The organism is Planococcus maritimus (assembly GCF_001592825.1).
Lineage (GTDB): Bacteria > Bacillota > Bacilli > Bacillales_A > Planococcaceae > Planococcus > Planococcus maritimus_C.
Map to the genome: position 1 here is coordinate 55,184 of NZ_LTZG01000011.1, position 15,962 is coordinate 71,145.

The 15,962-nt window shown below is 48.4% G+C and carries 16 protein-coding genes; 8 read left to right on the plus strand and 8 right to left on the minus strand.

What is annotated here, in order from left to right; all coding sequences use genetic code 11:
* Positions 1-50 precede the first annotated feature (50 nt).
* From AY633_RS08945 to AY633_RS08955, 3 genes are read left to right on the plus strand one after another with little or no spacing between them, the layout of a single operon-like run.
* Positions 51-839: an ABC transporter ATP-binding protein gene (locus AY633_RS08945; RefSeq protein ID WP_068488297.1), complete on the plus strand. Its 789-nt coding sequence runs from the start codon at positions 51-53 to the stop codon at positions 837-839.
* Positions 823-1,578, plus strand: coding sequence for an ABC transporter permease (locus tag AY633_RS08950; protein ID WP_068488013.1), 756 nt, complete (start codon positions 823-825; stop codon positions 1,576-1,578). The genes AY633_RS08945 and AY633_RS08950 overlap by 17 nt, the downstream gene beginning before the upstream one ends.
* A 31-nt stretch (positions 1,579-1,609) precedes the next feature.
* Complete coding sequence (locus AY633_RS08955) at positions 1,610-2,602, plus strand: ABC transporter substrate-binding protein (RefSeq protein WP_068488014.1); 993 nt, start codon at positions 1,610-1,612, stop codon at positions 2,600-2,602.
* A gap of 151 nt (positions 2,603-2,753) precedes the next feature.
* Here AY633_RS08955 and AY633_RS08960 read toward each other — a convergent pair whose 3' ends face one another.
* The 4 genes from AY633_RS08960 to AY633_RS08975 form a co-directional block, all read right to left on the minus strand.
* Positions 2,754-4,052 (minus strand): MFS transporter, encoded by a 1,299-nt coding sequence (locus tag AY633_RS08960; RefSeq protein ID WP_068488015.1) that lies wholly within the window; start codon positions 4,050-4,052, stop codon positions 2,754-2,756.
* Between the two features lie 378 nt (positions 4,053-4,430).
* Positions 4,431-4,883, minus strand: a complete 453-nt coding sequence (locus AY633_RS08965; RefSeq protein WP_068460992.1) for a hypothetical protein — start codon at positions 4,881-4,883, stop codon at positions 4,431-4,433.
* Positions 4,876-5,697 carry a DUF3100 domain-containing protein gene (locus AY633_RS08970; protein ID WP_068488016.1) on the minus strand — a complete coding sequence of 274 codons (822 nt, stop codon included), beginning with the start codon at positions 5,695-5,697 and terminating at the stop codon, positions 4,876-4,878. The genes AY633_RS08965 and AY633_RS08970 overlap by 8 nt, the downstream gene beginning before the upstream one ends.
* A gap of 526 nt (positions 5,698-6,223) precedes the next feature.
* The gene (locus AY633_RS08975) at positions 6,224-8,257 is read right to left on the minus strand and encodes a Na+/H+ antiporter (RefSeq protein ID WP_068488017.1); all 2,034 of its coding nucleotides are present in this window, start codon (positions 8,255-8,257) and stop codon (positions 6,224-6,226) included.
* Between the two features lie 148 nt (positions 8,258-8,405).
* Between AY633_RS08975 and AY633_RS08980 the strand changes: the two genes are divergently transcribed.
* From AY633_RS08980 to AY633_RS08995, 3 genes are all read left to right on the plus strand, one after another.
* Positions 8,406-8,783 carry a YidH family protein gene (locus AY633_RS08980; RefSeq protein WP_068488018.1) on the plus strand — a complete coding sequence of 126 codons (378 nt, stop codon included), beginning with the start codon at positions 8,406-8,408 and terminating at the stop codon, positions 8,781-8,783.
* 197 nt (positions 8,784-8,980) lie between these two features.
* The gene (locus AY633_RS08990; protein WP_260804551.1) at positions 8,981-10,090 is read left to right on the plus strand and encodes a CapA family protein; all 1,110 of its coding nucleotides are present in this window, start codon (positions 8,981-8,983) and stop codon (positions 10,088-10,090) included.
* A 12-nt stretch (positions 10,091-10,102) separates the two neighbouring features.
* The gene (locus AY633_RS08995; protein ID WP_068488021.1) at positions 10,103-10,690 is read left to right on the plus strand and encodes a hypothetical protein; all 588 of its coding nucleotides are present in this window, start codon (positions 10,103-10,105) and stop codon (positions 10,688-10,690) included.
* Positions 10,691-10,777: 87 nt separating this feature from the next.
* Here AY633_RS08995 and AY633_RS09000 read toward each other — a convergent pair whose 3' ends face one another.
* Positions 10,778-11,620 (minus strand): YitT family protein, encoded by an 843-nt coding sequence (locus tag AY633_RS09000; RefSeq protein WP_068488022.1) that lies wholly within the window; start codon positions 11,618-11,620, stop codon positions 10,778-10,780.
* 247 nt (positions 11,621-11,867) lie between these two features.
* Here AY633_RS09000 and AY633_RS09005 point away from each other — a divergent pair, with 247 nt between their 5' ends.
* A complete protein-coding gene (locus AY633_RS09005) occupies positions 11,868-13,085 on the plus strand; it encodes an EAL domain-containing protein (RefSeq protein ID WP_068488023.1) in 1,218 nt (405 codons plus the stop codon).
* 45 nt (positions 13,086-13,130) lie between these two features.
* Here AY633_RS09005 and AY633_RS09010 read toward each other — a convergent pair whose 3' ends face one another.
* Complete coding sequence (locus AY633_RS09010; RefSeq protein WP_068488024.1) at positions 13,131-13,994, minus strand: PPK2 family polyphosphate kinase; 864 nt, start codon at positions 13,992-13,994, stop codon at positions 13,131-13,133.
* A 184-nt stretch (positions 13,995-14,178) separates the two neighbouring features.
* Positions 14,179-14,829, minus strand: a complete 651-nt coding sequence (locus AY633_RS09015) for a hypothetical protein (RefSeq protein WP_068488025.1) — start codon at positions 14,827-14,829, stop codon at positions 14,179-14,181.
* Between the two features lie 424 nt (positions 14,830-15,253).
* Here AY633_RS09015 and AY633_RS16605 point away from each other — a divergent pair, with 424 nt between their 5' ends.
* Positions 15,254-15,421, plus strand: coding sequence for a hypothetical protein (locus AY633_RS16605; protein ID WP_171900944.1), 168 nt, complete (start codon positions 15,254-15,256; stop codon positions 15,419-15,421).
* A 76-nt stretch (positions 15,422-15,497) separates the two neighbouring features.
* On the opposite strand, the gene AY633_RS09020 is transcribed toward AY633_RS16605, so the two are convergent.
* Positions 15,498-15,902 (minus strand): VOC family protein, encoded by a 405-nt coding sequence (locus tag AY633_RS09020; protein WP_068488026.1) that lies wholly within the window; start codon positions 15,900-15,902, stop codon positions 15,498-15,500.
* Positions 15,903-15,962: the final 60 nt, after the last annotated feature.

Sequence of the window (15,962 nt, forward strand, 5' to 3'; positions counted from 1 at the left end):
ATTAAATGATATCCGATTGGAAAGGTAGGTTTTATGGCCGGTGAATGCATTTGTTTATTGAAATTCAGCATATCGACAAGATTTATACCGATAAAGACAATAATGCCAACACGGTATTAGAAGATATAAACCTCGAAATCCCGAAAGGCCAATTCGTTTCGATTCTTGGCCCTTCCGGCTGCGGCAAGTCGACTTTATTGTCGATGATCGCCGGGCTCACTTCTGCCTCATCCGGTGACATCGTCGTTGACGGGGCCACCGTACAAAAACCAGGAAAAGACCGCGGCATGGTGTTTCAGGAAGCTGCCTTGTTTCCCTGGATGACAGTCACGGAGAATGTCATTTTCCCGCTCCGTAAAGACATGAACAAAAAACAAGCGGTCGAACGCGCACGCCATTTCCTGCAAATGGTGCAGCTCAGCAATTACGCCGGGCATTACCCACACGAGTTGTCGGGTGGCATGCAGCAGCGCGTATCGATTGCACGCTCCTTGGCGATGGATCCGGCTGTGCTGTTGATGGACGAACCGTTCGGCGCACTCGATGAACAAACACGTAGCCGCCTTCACGGGCAGCTCGAGAAGATTTGGATCGATACGCAAAAAACCATCGTTTTCGTTACACACAGCATTCAGGAATCGATCAAATTATCGGACCGCATCGTAGTAATGGGCACTCAACCCGGCACGGTCATCGCCGATATCAATGTCGACATCCCACGCCCACGCGATGCACAAAAGCAACAAGTCACTGCACTTGAAGAACGCATCATGGGGCTATTGAAAGGCGAAATCGACAAAGTCATACACGAGGAGCTTGCCTATGAAGCCCGCCGTTAAGCGCCTCATTTTTTTCGCAGCACTCATCTTGTTCTGGGGGCTCGGCTCCCATTTCGAATTATGGCACGAAACGATTCTTCCCTCCCCGTTCAGTGTATGGAATGCACTGATTGCTGGATTTGCCGACCTGACCTTAGTCTATGATTTGGTCGCGAGTTTCCGCCGGCTCTTGATCGGCCTTGCCGTTTCCTTATTGATCGGCACTGCACTCGGCATCTTGCTGGCGCGTTCCAAAACGGCCGATGACACAATCGGTTCGATGGTGCTTGCCTTGCAAAGTGTACCAAGCATTATCTGGCTGCCGCTTGCCATGATGTGGTTTGGCCTTGGGGAAGGCGCTATCATCTTTGTCGTCATTCTCGGCGGCACATTCGTCATGACACTCAATGTACGGACAGGTATTAAAAACGTCAATCCGCTTTATATCAAAGCAGCACGCACGATGGGATCGAACGGCATCGACTTGTTCTGGAAAGTCATCATCCCAGCGTCCATCCCTTATCTGGTGACCGGCGCACGTCTCGCCTGGGCATTCGCCTGGCGCGCATTGATGGCCGGCGAACTCCTCAGTGCCGGCCCGGGGCTCGGTTATACCTTGCGCTATGCTTCTGATTTCGGCAATATGGCGCTCGTTATCGGCGTCATGATCATCATCGGAGTTGTCGGCGCAGTCGTCGACCAATTGATTTTCCAACGCATCGAAAAAAACGTCCTGAAACGCTGGGGACTCGAATCTTAATATCCACAATCATTTGAGGAGGAATCATTTTATGAAAAAATCTGGACTACTTCTAACTTCACTTGCAGCTGCAGGAATCCTATCGGCTTGCGGCGCTTCTGGCAACGCGACAGGCGATAGCGAAGATACCCTTGTGCTCGGCTATTTCCCAAATCTCGACCATGCCACGGCAATGGTCGCAAAAGACCAACAGCTCTATGAAAGCAATTTACCGGAAGGCACGAATGTTGAATACGTCACATTCGCTGACGGCTCAGACTTCATGACTGCGCTAAAAACCGGCGATATCGACGGCGGGCTGGTCGGTCCTGGCCCTGCGATGAACAATTACACGAACGGCGCGGATGTGCGCATGATTGCTGGCGGGGCGAGCGGCGGAACGGTCGTTATGGCACGCGACGGCAGCGGCATCGAATCCATCGAAGACATCCCAGGCAGCACATTCATCACGCCGCGCGTCGGCTGCACGCACGATGTCCAGTTCGAAACCTATATGAAGGAAAACGACATGACGTCTAACCGCATCGGCGGCGAAATGATTCATCAAACCGGCAAACCGGCACAATACGAAGCCATGTTCGAAACCGGTAAAATCGATGTCGCGGTCGCTCCTGAACCTTGGGCCTCCGTTCTCGCACAAAATACTGGCGCGAAAGTCATCATCCAACCCGATGAAATTTCCTTCGGGACATCACTTCCGGCTTCTGTCCTCGTGACGTCCAGCGAATTGATCGAGTCTGATCCCGAAGTCGTCCAAGGCATTGTCGATGCGCATGAACAGGCAACCGCATATATCGAAGAAAACCCTGAAGAATCCAAGGAAATTGTCATTTCCACAATCGACGAGATCACAGGACAGGAACTCGACAAATCGGTTATCGATGGTGCCTGGGACAATATGTTCTTTAGCACGGACATTGACGGTGAGGAAATCCAAGCCTTCGGTGACTCGTCATTCGACTTGAAATTCCTGAAAGAAAAACCGGACTTCAGCGAATTGACCGATACGCAATTTTTGAATTGAATAAATGCATCCGTCCCCCTCACGAGAAAGTGAGGGGGTTTTTCATGCCCGCTGCGCTTTTTCAAAGCCGTAGCGGCAGCAATTAATTTCTCATAGGCTCAATAGCCGTACTTGAATAGAAAAAAGCGGAGGCTTGGATGCCTCCACTTTTTTATGAAAGAACGGTTTCTTCATTACGCCAAAACCAAATGACGACAGGCACCAATAATAATGATAGAACGCCGCCTGCAAGCGACAACACTGCAAAACTCGTGCCGGCTACAACAAGGCCGGACATGCCACCGCCAGTCGCGCCGGCGAGTGCGATCAAGACATCGACTGTGCCTTGTGTTTTGGCGCGTGCTGCCGGCTTCGTCGAATCGACGATTAGCGCTGTCCCACTGATCAAGCCGAAATTCCAGCCGAGACCAAGCAACGCGAGTGCGAGAATCAACACAAACAACGAGTCTCCTGGAGCGAACGCAGCGACCAGCCCTGCTGAAAGCAAGGTCACGCCGGCCGCGACGACCATTGCGACACGCCCCACTTTATCGACTAGCACACCTGTCACGAGCGAAGGCAAATACATCGCGGCGACGTGAATGCCAATGACCATGCCGATCGCACTGAGTGAATGGCCATGATGGCCCATATGCACCGGTGTCATCGTCATAATAGCGACCATGACGATTTGCGTGATGACCATCACAGTTGCCCCGAGGAAAACGCCACGACTATTGATTGCAGGCCCTGTTGCTTCTGCTTCACCTGATGCTGCCTGGTCCCGTTTTTTTTGATCGCTGATGACACGCGATACTACAAGCGGGTCCGGACGCAATAGCGCGAACAACACAGTGCCCGCCAGTAAATAGGCAGCACCTGCTAAAATAAACGGTCCAGCAAGCGCGGGCACTCCAATTGATTCGGCAAAACTTCCCATGACACCGACCAGGTTCGGACCGGCAAATGCGCCGAACGTGGTCGCCACCATTGCCACACTGATAGCCGTGCCGCGCTGCTTCGCGCTTGCCAAGTCGGTTCCGGCATAACGTGCTTGAAGGTTCGTCGCCGAGCCTGCGCCGTAAACTAGAAGGGCTGCGAACAATAAGAAAACATTGCCCCATATCGCGGCGAATACCACGCCAATCGAACCGGCACCCCCTGCCAAAAAGCCGGCGGCCAGCCCTGTCCTGCGGCCGAAACGTTGCGACAAGCGCCCAACAACGAGCGCGGCCCCTGCTGATCCGAGGGTAAAGAGAAAGACTGGCAATCCCGCATAACTTTCAGTGCCAAGCATATCGCGCGCAAGCAACGCACCGACCGTGATGCCAGCCGCTAAACCTGCTCCCCCAAAGATTTGCGACAGCATGACGATCCATAAAGTGCGTTTGTATAACCCCTGTAATTTTTCTGGCGAGTCGCCATAATGTTCAAGCGAGCGCCCCCCTGTCTTCACATTTTCATCAGCCATCCTCAGGCCCCCATTCGGAAGTAAAACAACGGTTCCATTATAACGTGTTTCCGCTTACTTCGGAGGATGGAGTTTCAGCTAGAAGTCTGGCGTGCTACTATCGGCAAAATAGATGGGAGCGGTTTTTCCTTGCGGGATGACGCTTGCCTCCTGTTCTGCCGACCTTTTCTCTCTGCACAAAGACCGGGAATTAAAAAATTTGGGCAAGATGTTTAAGGAGCCGCCACATGTGGTAACTACTTAACAGAAGCGTATAGTGAGCTTCCCCTTCACCCCCAAATTTTTTGAAGGCCCGATGCAGGCGACTGCACCGGGCCATTTCTTTTGCTCATTGCAAAACAAATCCCCGCAGCTTTTTCGCTGCAGGGATTCTACTGTTTATATAATGCCTTGCCAACGCAAGATCACCTCAGCGATAAGAGCCGATCCGAGAAAAGTCCCAAGAAAGACCAATATCGCCACCAAGAAGCTTCGGAAGCCTAACTGGCGGAAATCTGCCCAGTTTGAACCGACTGAGATGCCGGCATAGGCAAGAATAGGTGTAGCAAGCGACAAAATGCCGATTTGGCTCGTCCACGCGACCACATATTCAGAACCTGGGACCCCAGGCAAGGAAATAAGGATAGCGAGTATCCCGATATAACCGACAGCTGGCATGCTAAAGGGCAAAGCCTTCTCCAACATCAAGCCAACGAGACTGACTGCCATCAAGACCAGCATTCCCGGAATCGCCTGCCACGGCAACACATCCATCCCAAACCAATTGCCAATCAAGGCGGCGATGCCAAAAATGGCCAACACCCACGTCCATTCAATTACGCTTTTAAGCATTTGGCCCGCCTCCTTTAGCTATTTTGCGTTCAGACCTTCTCATCATGATGCTGTATAATTTCTCCGTCAGCGGCAACCCGATAAAAATACTGAAATATAAACCGGTCGAAAGTGATAACAAATTACTCGCTCCTGCAAATGCGACAATCTGTTCTTCAAGCTCCGGATACGCTCCAATTAGTGAACCGCTCGCCGCCGCCATCATCGATCCGCTCCCAACACCGGATGCCATAGCGAACGATAGCGGGTGCAGCGGTGTCGCCGTCGCAAGCAAACCAGAGATCAAGCCCAGGAAAACAGCACCGAACACCGTCCCAAAAATATAAACCGCCATAACACCGCGGCCTTCCGGTGATGAGAATCCGAACTTATTGACGATCAGCCCAACATTCGGCTCACGCGCAATCGAGTGGGTCATGCCGATGCTTTCACGGCGGAATCCAAGCAGCACTGCAAGCGGCAGCGCCAGGAAAATGGTCCCTAAGTTGCCGAGTTCCTGCAAGAGCAAGGCCGGTCCTGCTGCGATAATCGCTTCAATCTGCGGCCCGATCGTAACCCCGATTTTGGCAATCAGCAGCGTCACCCCTAAAATAATGAGCGGTTCTGCATTTTTTGCATTTTTCTCAGAAATGAGCGGCGTGAAATACAAACCGAGTCCTAGAAAAAATGCGTACAGCATCGGTAATAATAGAATAACTCCTGGCCCTACAGAAATGCTGAACAGGCCGATTGCTTCGGTAATGGCGACTAAAATGAAGGCAATGGCATGCAAACGCCAATCCTTGATGACCGATTTCAATTCTACTTTCTCCATCTCTTCTCCCCGCTTTCTTCGTAAATAACAGTAATTATGAAAATAAATCGCATTCCATAAATCCAGTCTACGCTATTTAACGTACGATTCAATACATTATTTGAAATTCGTTCGCTTTTCATCTAAGTGAAAGCATGTCATTTACAGAAGTGACAGCTTTTTCAATCAAAAGAAAAACAGCACAAGCTGACGAGAAAGCGAAAAGCTATATTTTCCGAAGCTTATCGCTCGCTTTCCGTGGGCTCGCGCCCAAGCCTCCTCAGCCGCTTCGAAACCCTTGTGCTCCCACATCTGCTTAACGCAGATGCGTCGCAAATGAATGCACTCAGCAAAGCTTCGTTCATTCATTCCTTGCGGGGTCTCGGTCGTCTCGCTGATCCACAGGAGTCGAGCGAACGCTTCTTCAAATATTGAGAGAGGTCATTGATTATTGAATGCGAAAAAAGTAGCTTCTTTCGTATTTGATAATGAACTATGGACTTCTTCAATACTCTAAAAAACAGCACAAGCGGAGGCTTGTGCTGTTTCATTCCGTCGGATCGTATAGAGTGACGCTTTCAATATAATTGATGTATTTTCTTAGTTCCTTCGCTTGCTGCCTGGTGATTTCGGCGGCATCGTACATATCATAAATTTTGGCGCGGCCCATGTCCATAACATTGATGCGCAGCTCTTCTTTTTGCATCTCGTAACGCTCGTCATACAAGGTTTCCGGCTTTCTCAAACGACTGATCATTTTTCGGTATTCGGTTAGAACTGACTCAACGATGTCTTTGCGGCTAGCTTTTTCATGATAGGCTTCTAAGTTTTCAAGGGCGGCTTCGAGTGCCTTTAATTGCACTTCACGGCCGACCTGATATTCGACCAGCCGGATTTCCTCGTCCTGCCAGTTTTCCCCGCGGAATCTCCGCCACGCCCGGATCAGCTTGCCTTGCAGATACAAAAGCGTCGAGCGGGCGTTGTGGGCAATCGCTTCTTCGCGGCGATTTAAGGAATGTTCGAATGCTTCATAGACCTCCCGCTCCATGCCATCCGTCTTCTTCACTTTTTCGATATAGCGGCGCTCTGCTTTTAATGCCCTCAGCCGAACTTCTTTCATACGGCGCTGGTATTTCTTATTGGCTTCTTTCGCTTCCTCGCCTTCCGGCTGCACTTGCTGGAAACGCAAGCGGTATTCATCCATCAATTCGTACGCTGCAGTTTCGTTTGCTTCTGTTAACTCCGATTTGATGCGGGCGATCGATGCCAGCAATAGCCGGCGCCGCGCTTCTTCTAAATCGATGGTTTCGCCGTCCTCGCTTCCCGCCAATTTGCCTTTACTGAGCAATGGCAAACATACGGTCGCCAACAGCAAGGTTGAAAGGATCGTCCCGACTGCCAAAAACAGCAACAAGGAACGTTCTGGAAAGATATAGCCGCCTTCAATGATCATTGGCAAAGACAAAACCCCGACCATGGTCACGGTTCCGCGTACACCCGTCAAGCTGACGAATAAAGTCAATTTGAGAGTTGGCTTAGCGGCATCTTCCATCTTGCCAAAGCGGTATTCGTAATGGGAAAACAAATACGCCCAAACAAAGCGGATACCAAGCAGCATGGCCGTAATTGCCAGCACATACGACAGCAAGACGCTTTCATCCATGCTTGGGTTTTCCAATGCGCCGCTCATCGCTCCTGGGATGTTGAGACCGAGCAGGAGGAAAATGATGCCGTTCAAGACAAACGTGATGATCGTCCAAATATTTTCCGTCAGCATTTGCTCTTCTGCGACTAAGGCTTCCGTGTCTTCTTGCACAAGCGAATGAACGATGCCCCCGACGACTACTGCGATAACGCCAGACGCACCAAATAGTTCATCTGCGATGACAAAGATAATGAATGGCGTCATGATTTGCAAAAGCGAATGGAAGGTCACGTCATTGATGCCTTGTTTGCGGAACAGTAGCCGGATGCCGACGAACAGCAACGCCAACAGGCCACCGAGCAGCGCACCCGCAAGAAATTTATAAGAAAAATTAAAGATTGCGGAGTACAACGAAAAGGTACCCGTTACGACTGCAGCGACTGCATAATTAAATGCGACAAGCCCCGAAGCATCATTGATCAGTGACTCTCCCCGCACCAAGCTCAGCACATTGCTCGGGATGCGGACACGCTGCGAGATGCCGTTTACTGCGACCGGGTCCGTCGGCGACAGAATGGCAGCAAGTGCGAAGGCAGCGGCCAGTGGAATGTCTTCAATGAGCCAGTGGATAAAATACCCACCGATCATGGTCGTCAACAGCACCAGGATGACCGCATTGCCGAAGATCGGCCCGCGCATTCGCCATAATTCTTCACGCGGAAAATGCCGCCCATCGTTAAAGAGGAGCGGTGCGATAAACAATAGTAGAAACCATTCGGCTTCCAATTCAAAGGTGAAATCCTCGAAGACCAGCACGATAATCGTTCCGAGCGCTACTTGGATAAGCGCTGTCGGCACTTGTGGCACATAGTGGCTCACTACATTGGAAACGAGAAGCGCGATCAACAGGATCAATATAGTCAGCAATAATTCCATCGTTATTCCCCATTTACTTGTGATGATATATGTATACCCCGATTGTGATTTTAGTTATCCATTTCGCTGCGACTTTCTAATTAAAGCACACACTTTTCGGGTAAACTATGAGAAAGCAGAGGCTATCCGGCCGAAGGGGGTCTATTACTTGTCACGGCAATCGTATCGAAAAGAAAAAAACCAACTGACTTATACCCAACAGCACCTCGCCAACGAACGCACTTATCTAGCCTGGATCCGCACCGCGATTTCGATCGTCGGCGTCGGGTTTCTCGCCACCAGCCTGCATTTTACAATGGGCGTCGTCCGCAATCCGTTTGTCGATTTGTTTACGATTATCCTGGGTATTTTTGCTTGTGTGTTTGGCCTGGTCATCATTTTCACAGCTACCCGAACCTATCGCGAAAAGCGCCAACAGATCATTCAGGAGACATTTTACTCCTCAAACTTGCGCATCAGCATGATTTCGACGATGCTGTCTATTATGATCATTATGGTTATCATCTATTTCTTTATTATTATGTAATTCATTTGCGGCAGCAACTTGTTTACCTCTCATTAAAGTAGGCTATTGCTCACCCATAACACGAAAAAACCTAGTGAATTCCTCATTGTTATAGTATTCTGAAGTCAACAATGCGAATGAATACAAGCTGTCTTGGCCATGATTCTGGCTGAGCAGGCGAAAGGAATACAAGAATGTTAATTTCCAGAAAATGGTGCATGTCATGCTTGGCAGCAATGGGGATCTTATCCACTAGCGAGTTACCCGCTGCAGCTGAACCGGCCCCCACTGAATTTACAGAACGCTCGATGCCACTTGCCGTTACGCCGGAGCGATTGGCGAGAAAGAACCGTGTGAGTTTATCCGCCATTGGCGATGTACTCATTCACGAGCTTGTTTATGAAGACGCCAAAACCGGTGCTGCATACAATTTTAATTCGATGTTCGAACCCATCCAACCCTTTCTTGAAACGGCGGATGTTACCATCGCCAATTCCGAAAGCATTATCGGCGGCAGCGACATCGGGGTTTCGACTTATCCGTCGTTTAATAGCCCATTCGAGCTCGGCGATGCCATGAAAGCGGCTGGAATCGACGCTGTCTCCATGGCAAATAACCACACTTTGGACCGCGGCGTAAAGGCCATCGAAAACGCCGTTACTTATTGGCGGGACATTGGGGTGGTATCTTCCGGCGCTTATCTGTCTGCACAACAGCGTGCGGACATTCCAGTGCTCGAACGCAACGGCATTACTTTATCTTTCTTGTCTTATACGTATGGAACAAATGGCATCCCGACGCCCGCCCGCCAGCCTTATTTGGTCAATCGCATCGACAGGGAGGTGATCCGAGAAGATTTGGCAGCTGCCCGGAAGAAATCCGACGTCACGGTGCTGAGTCTCCATTTTGGAAATGAATATGAAACGATGCCTACGCAAGAACAGCTGGAGCTTGCCCGCTTTGCAGCTGACAATGGCGCAGACATTATTTTAGGGCATCATCCACATGTCTTGCAGCCCCCAGCTTGGATTGACACTGCCGATGGACGACGCAGTTTTGTCTTTTACTCACTCGGCAATTTTCTGTCTGGGCAAAAAGGCGTCGAAAGGCGAATTGGCGGCATCGCTCACCTCGAAATCGAGAAACGCATAACGGCAGATGGCTCAAACATCTCCCTGACAAATCCAGCCTTCACCCCGACCTTCGTACAGCACCAAAGGTATGAAGACTATGAAGTTTTATTATTGAAAGACATCAGCGGGGAATGGAATGACCATACAAAAGCTCATCTGGCCACTTGGATACCAGAACTCGAATTCCGCGAATAAAGGAGAGAATCGATGATGCAGGACTGGAAAAGGGACGAACAAAAATTATACCTTCCCGCCACTAAAGCCCATACCGTCCACATTCCCAAACAATTCTATTTTGTCATCGACGGGCGTGGCAGCATTGGGTCCGATGATTTCCACGAACGCCTTCGTTTGTTGGAGGCTTTATCAGAAGCCGTGAGAAACAGTCCGGAGACGGGTTATCGCCCGCCGGGATTTGCCGAATACGCTCTATATCCAGTGGAAGCCTTGCATCACTTTGAAGGACCGTCCTCAACTTTCTCACTGATGATTAGGCAACCAGACTTTATTGATAACGAGACGATCAATCGTGCCTTTAAGCAGATTCACCAAGAGCGGCAGTTCCCCATGCTTCCAGAAGTGGCATTCGAGGAGTTCACCGATGGCTTATCGGTTCAATTGCGCAGTTCCACAACACGCGAAACGATTGGGGAAGCTTTTGGCAAGATCGACCATTTTCTTTTGGCGAATGCCCTGAAGCGCCGCAACCTTCAGTACCGTGAACTTTATCCTGATGCGGACAATGCGCTATTCGAAGAAGTGGTGTATCGCGTTTTTGTAGAAGAAGCGGAATAGTTCCGGTCTGTTTACAGGCGAGCTCCAGCCATAGGAAAAGCCGCCCCGAAAAAGTGGTTCCACACTTTTATGGGGCGGCTTATTTCATTACATTTGATGTTTCTTATAGTTTTCATCTCGCCGGAAGTTCCCGACGACTTCCATCGTCTCCGTGATGCTGACAAAGGCATTCGGATCAATTTCCCGGATCAGCGGGCGAACAAATGCCAGCTCATACCGTGTGATGACGCTGTGCAATATTTTGACTTTGGCACCCGTATATGCGCCTTCCCCGTCCGTCACTGTGATGCCACGGTACAGGTTCGTCAGGAGTTTCTTCTTCACTTCGTCGCCTTTGGAGGTTACGACCATCAAGCTGAGCTTGATGTGGCGCGTATGGATGCGGTCAACAACGATACCGGTGATGTAGATGGAAGCCATTGTATACATCGCTAGCTCCCAATTGAAAATAAAGCCTGAAATGAAGACCACACCGCTGTTCAAGGTAAACACCATGAAGCCGAGCGGGATATCGCGTTTCATCGTCAATAATAGGCCAACCACATCAAAGCCGCCCGTCGAACCGTAAAAGCGGATGATGATCCCGACCGCTGCGCCTGAAATGACGCCGCCGAATACGGATGATAGCAAAGCATCTTCCGTTACTTGAACAATCGGGATGTACAGCATGGCGATCGATGTAACAGCTACCGAGAAGATGCTGTTGGCGATGAAGGTTTTCCCAAGCTTCATCCACCCGACAACAAGAATCGGCAAGTTCAGCAAAATCAGCCAGATCCCTGAGTTGATTGGCGTCATCAAACCGAAGATCATGGCGACCCCAGTAACGCCCCCTGATAGAATTTCATGTGGCAAGAGAAACATATTAAAAGCGATCGCCATTACAATGGAAGCAATGAAAATTGCCCCGAGGCGTAAGAATTTGTCCATTTTTATTCTCCGTTCGTCTATACATAATGAAGCGATGCCCACATTCCGTTGAAGGCGATGAGGCAAGGCAGCGATTCACATTATAGGGGGTGGGCTTATAGAAAAGCAAGCACTTCTGGTTGGATTTTCACTTTCTTATTATTCACGCAATATTTCTCATTTAAGTGGTGTTTCGAAAGCTTCAATTGAATGCTGGGATAATTAAGATTAAAATAGAAGAAGACTGTGGACGGCAAGGAGAGATATTATGGATCCGTTAGACATCATCGACAATATGGACAACATCATGCCAGTGTTTCAGCCGATCGTCAGCGCCGTCAAGCATGACGTCATCGGTTATGAACTGCTCGGCCGCTTCGTACAACCCGACGGAACCAAGTCACTCGGCGATTTTTTCAACGATCCGGAAGTTCCGGATGAGTTCAAAACAGACGTTGACCAAAAGCTGCTGGAAATGGCGCTGGATCAAATGCTGCTGGAAAACAACGACTGCTTATTGTTTATCAATCGCAACGCACGCCAGCTGATGGCGGGGAACGGCGAAGATTTCCTGAAAACATTGCTCGAATATCAGAAACGCGGATTCCCGTTAGAACGCATTGTCCTTGAAATTACCGAACACGATTTCAATGAGGATTTTGACACACTCAATCACCTGCTCTTATATTTCAAGACATACGGTATCCAAATAGCGGTCGATCATGTCGGAGCGAAAAGTTCGAACATCGACCGCATCCGTCAGCTGCGGCCGCATATCTTAAAAATCGATATGAGCATTAGCCGCCACCACCAACCTGACGCTTTTCAGGACATCATCCATTCATTATCGATGCTTGCCCACCGTATTGGCGCACGTTTGTTGTACGAATACATAGAAGATAACCATCAATTGTATTTTGCTTGGAAACATGGCGGCCATTATTACCAAGGTTATTATTTGGCGCATCCAAACCCTGCCTTGCTGACGACGGATTCTTTATCCATCCACGTAGGCGAAAAAGTAAAAGAATTTGTCCACCGCGAAAAAACGATGGTCAGCGAACGCTTGGCTTATACCGCCCGTTCTGAAGAAAAACTCAAACGCTTGATGGGCAAATGGCAAACCCCTGATTTGGCCGACCAGTTCATTCAGGAAGTGCAACCCTTTTTTGAAACGGAAAGTTTCCGCATCTATATCTGCAACAGCAACGGAGAACAAATCTCTTCCAACTTTCGGAAGACCGCTGGCTTTTGGCATGGCGAACCTCAACACAGCGGTTCACATTGGGCTTTCCGCCCGTATTTCCTAGAAAACATGATGCTTATGAAAGCGAGTCACAAGGGCCGATTATCGGACATCTACGCCGATATCGAGACTGGGGAGATGATTCGCACCTTCAGCTATCCGCTATCGGACGAATGCTTCCTATTTATTGATCTAAGTTACGACTTCCTCTCCGAAAACGACTATTTATTGTTTCAATAGCCATCCAAACAAAACCCGAACCAGCGTTTGCTGATTCGGGTTTTGTCATTTTACTTCCTGTTCCAATTTATCGATATAATACTGCAGCTTTTCTTTTTGTCCCCCGCTGATCTCAGGCAATTCCGGGTTAATGTCTTTCAGCATTTCCACCATTACACGGGCAATAATCAAACGGGAATACATTTCGTCATCCGCCGGCAATACGTACCACGGGGCGTGGTCAGTCGCTGTATGCGTCAGCATATCCCCAAAAATATTCTGATATTCCTCCCAATGCTCTCGCTCTTCTACATCGCTGAAAGAAAACTCCCAGTTCATTTCGGGATTTTTCATGCGTTCAAGCAGACGTGTCGTTTGCTCTTCTTTCGAGATATTAAAGAAAAATTTCACAAATGGGAAACCATTTTCGCACATATAACGTTCAAAATCGTTGATTTGCCTGTAGCGCCGATTCCATACTTCGCCGTCTATCAACTGGTCTGGCAGCGGCTCTTCTTCGAGCAGGTTATGAACGCGCGGCGCAATCACTTCCTCGTAATGGGAACGATTCAAAATGCCGATTTGTCCCCGCTCCGGCAAAGCTTTGTTCAAGCGCCACAAATAATCATGCTTCAATTCTTCTTCCGTCGGTTTGCCAAGTGTCGTCACTCTCAAGCCCTGGGCCGTCAAGTGTGAGAACAAGTACGTGATGGCTTCGTCTTTACCCGCCGCGTCCATTGCCTGAAGAACCACTACGATGCCTTTTTCTTCTTCAGCATGAAGCCTGGTATGCCATTTTTTAAGTTCTTCGATTGTTTCTTTCAATTGTTCCTTGACTTGACCGAGTTCCATTCCGCTCTTTTCATGCGTTGGCCAGTCAGCTAAATCCACTTTCTTTCCCAACTCCACTTTATAGCGCCGTGTATCCATGAAATTCCTCCTCAAAATCGAATTGCCTCTTTCTCCATACCCGTTTTCTCAAACTGCAATGACAGGGCTTTTTCCTCAAACGCTTTATACACATTCTTATATCATGGGCCTCAGTCAGCGATTTTAAAACATAAAAAAGCTCCTTCGCCATCCATGATGGATGGCGAAGGAGCTTTTAATCGCGTTATTCATAAGCAATCGTTCCGTCTGCCTGTTGTTCATAACGAATATTTTCCTGTTCCATTAAAGAAATCAAGATTTCGGCTTTATCGTCCGCTTGCACTTTTTGGCGATCCAGAATGTCGTCCAATTCCTCATGAACTTCCTCGGCCTGGTTTTTTTGCAAAGTCTTTGTCATTTCACGCGTCAACTCAATTTGAGCAAAATGGTAGGATTCCAATCGCGCAAGTCGCGGATCATCCGTGTCGAGTTCTTTGGCAAGTTGCTTCAATTTCTCTTCCATCTCATTGATGTGGAGGTCTGTCAGCGAATTGTGATCATATAAGCGAATGAGCGAATTGCTGACTTCTTTGAGCGTTTCCTCACTTTTTTCGCTTCGGTGAATGTATTGCTCGATTTCATCCTGCTCAGCATCGCCAGTTGAACGCTCATCACTCCACGGAGCAACATAGCTTGCAAAAGCATACACATTGCATAGCACAAACAATAGCAAAATACCGCCACCGGCTTTTAGCCAAAATTTGCGGCGTTGCGAATTCTTTTTATTTGATCGAAAATTTGGCGGTTCAGCACCTGTCTCGGTACCTTTTTCCGCTTCGATTCGATTGGATTCATTATGCGGATTACCGTCTGAAAACTGATTGTAATTAGCCATGTTACCCTCCGGACATCTATTCGTAACATGATTGTAACAAATAACACGAAAAATAGCATCCGTTTTTTTATAAAACCTAAGAAATTAAGACAAAATTCGACAAATCTACTGTGTTTTTAAAAGAGAGGATTGACGCAGAATGATCGACTCATCTTGACTCGAGAAGAGTATTCGCCCTTTTTTCGGGTAAACAATTGGAAAACCTGATAAATTGAATCTACCTCGTGGCCCTTTTACAGTCATCCTGAAAGGAAAGAAAGGCGGGCAATTCATGCGCATTTCCTGTATGGGAAGTTTATTGATTTCCATCATCTTGTCAATCGTATTAACCATCTTGCTAAATTTACTATTTTTCTAGTTGTTCTCTTGCCAATTTGTTGATCGTAGCGAACGCTTTGTACTTGAAGAAATGGAGGAATGCCCGATGACGAGAACATTTGTCATTTTACTGATCGTATCGGCGCTGTTGTTCATCGGATTCTATGTTGCCATTACCTTGTATAACCGTTTTGTCGGAGGCTTTATGATAATGGAACCGGCTTTTTCTACAACGTTAGCTTTATATGACCAGCTTGCTTTCAAGTTTCAGTAAAGCAAGCTAACAACCCCCATCGCTGAGGCGATGGGGGTTGTTATTCTCGGTTGCGACCTTTGACTGGCCAGGTTTCTCATTTTCGATAATCGAATTGCCATTGCACGCCAAACTTATCTTGAACCACACCATAAGCTTCGCTCCAATAGCTTTCTTCAAACTCAAAAATCACTTTGCCGCTTTCCGCTAACTTATTGAAATCGGCTTTCATTTCCCCGAGATCTTCCGACTGGATCGATACATGAAAATTGCTGCCGAATGTCGCTGGCTTTCCGGGCATGGCATCCGATAGCAGCAAATAGTTTCCATAGAGCGGAATGGCTGCTTCTAAAATCAATTCCTTCAGGTCCTCGTCTAGTTTCGACCCTGGGTTGTCGCCGTAATGGATGACGGATACATCGGAGACGCCAAACACGCCTTCATAATAAGACAGCACTTGTTTGCAGTTTCCGTTAAAAATAATTTGTGGATAAATCGCCACATCGTCGCCTCCTTGAACTTTCTGTATCCTCTCCTTTTCCCTGTCACTTTTGGCACTAAA

Bases quoted from the DNA above. Each gene is read 5' to 3' on its own strand.
- AY633_RS08950 (WP_068488013.1), top strand. From the start codon at position 823: ATGAAGCCCGCCGTTAAGCGCCTCATTTTTTTCGCAGCACTCATCTTG.
- AY633_RS08955 (WP_068488014.1), top strand. From the start codon at position 1,610: ATGAAAAAATCTGGACTACTTCTAACTTCACTTGCAGCTGCAGGAATC.
- AY633_RS08960 (WP_068488015.1), bottom strand. From the start codon at position 4,052: ATGGCTGATGAAAATGTGAAGACAGGGGGGCGCTCGCTTGAACATTAT.
- AY633_RS08965 (WP_068460992.1), bottom strand. From the start codon at position 4,883: ATGCTTAAAAGCGTAATTGAATGGACGTGGGTGTTGGCCATTTTTGGC.
- AY633_RS08970 (WP_068488016.1), bottom strand. From the start codon at position 5,697: ATGGAGAAAGTAGAATTGAAATCGGTCATCAAGGATTGGCGTTTGCAT.
- AY633_RS08975 (WP_068488017.1), bottom strand. From the start codon at position 8,257: ATGGAATTATTGCTGACTATATTGATCCTGTTGATCGCGCTTCTCGTT.
- AY633_RS08990 (WP_260804551.1), top strand. From the start codon at position 8,981: ATGTCATGCTTGGCAGCAATGGGGATCTTATCCACTAGCGAGTTACCC.
- AY633_RS08995 (WP_068488021.1), top strand. From the start codon at position 10,103: ATGATGCAGGACTGGAAAAGGGACGAACAAAAATTATACCTTCCCGCC.
- AY633_RS09000 (WP_068488022.1), bottom strand. From the start codon at position 11,620: ATGGACAAATTCTTACGCCTCGGGGCAATTTTCATTGCTTCCATTGTA.
- AY633_RS09005 (WP_068488023.1), top strand. From the start codon at position 11,868: ATGGATCCGTTAGACATCATCGACAATATGGACAACATCATGCCAGTG.
- AY633_RS09010 (WP_068488024.1), bottom strand. From the start codon at position 13,994: ATGGATACACGGCGCTATAAAGTGGAGTTGGGAAAGAAAGTGGATTTA.
- AY633_RS09015 (WP_068488025.1), bottom strand. From the start codon at position 14,829: ATGGCTAATTACAATCAGTTTTCAGACGGTAATCCGCATAATGAATCC.
- AY633_RS16605 (WP_171900944.1), top strand. From the start codon at position 15,254: ATGACGAGAACATTTGTCATTTTACTGATCGTATCGGCGCTGTTGTTC.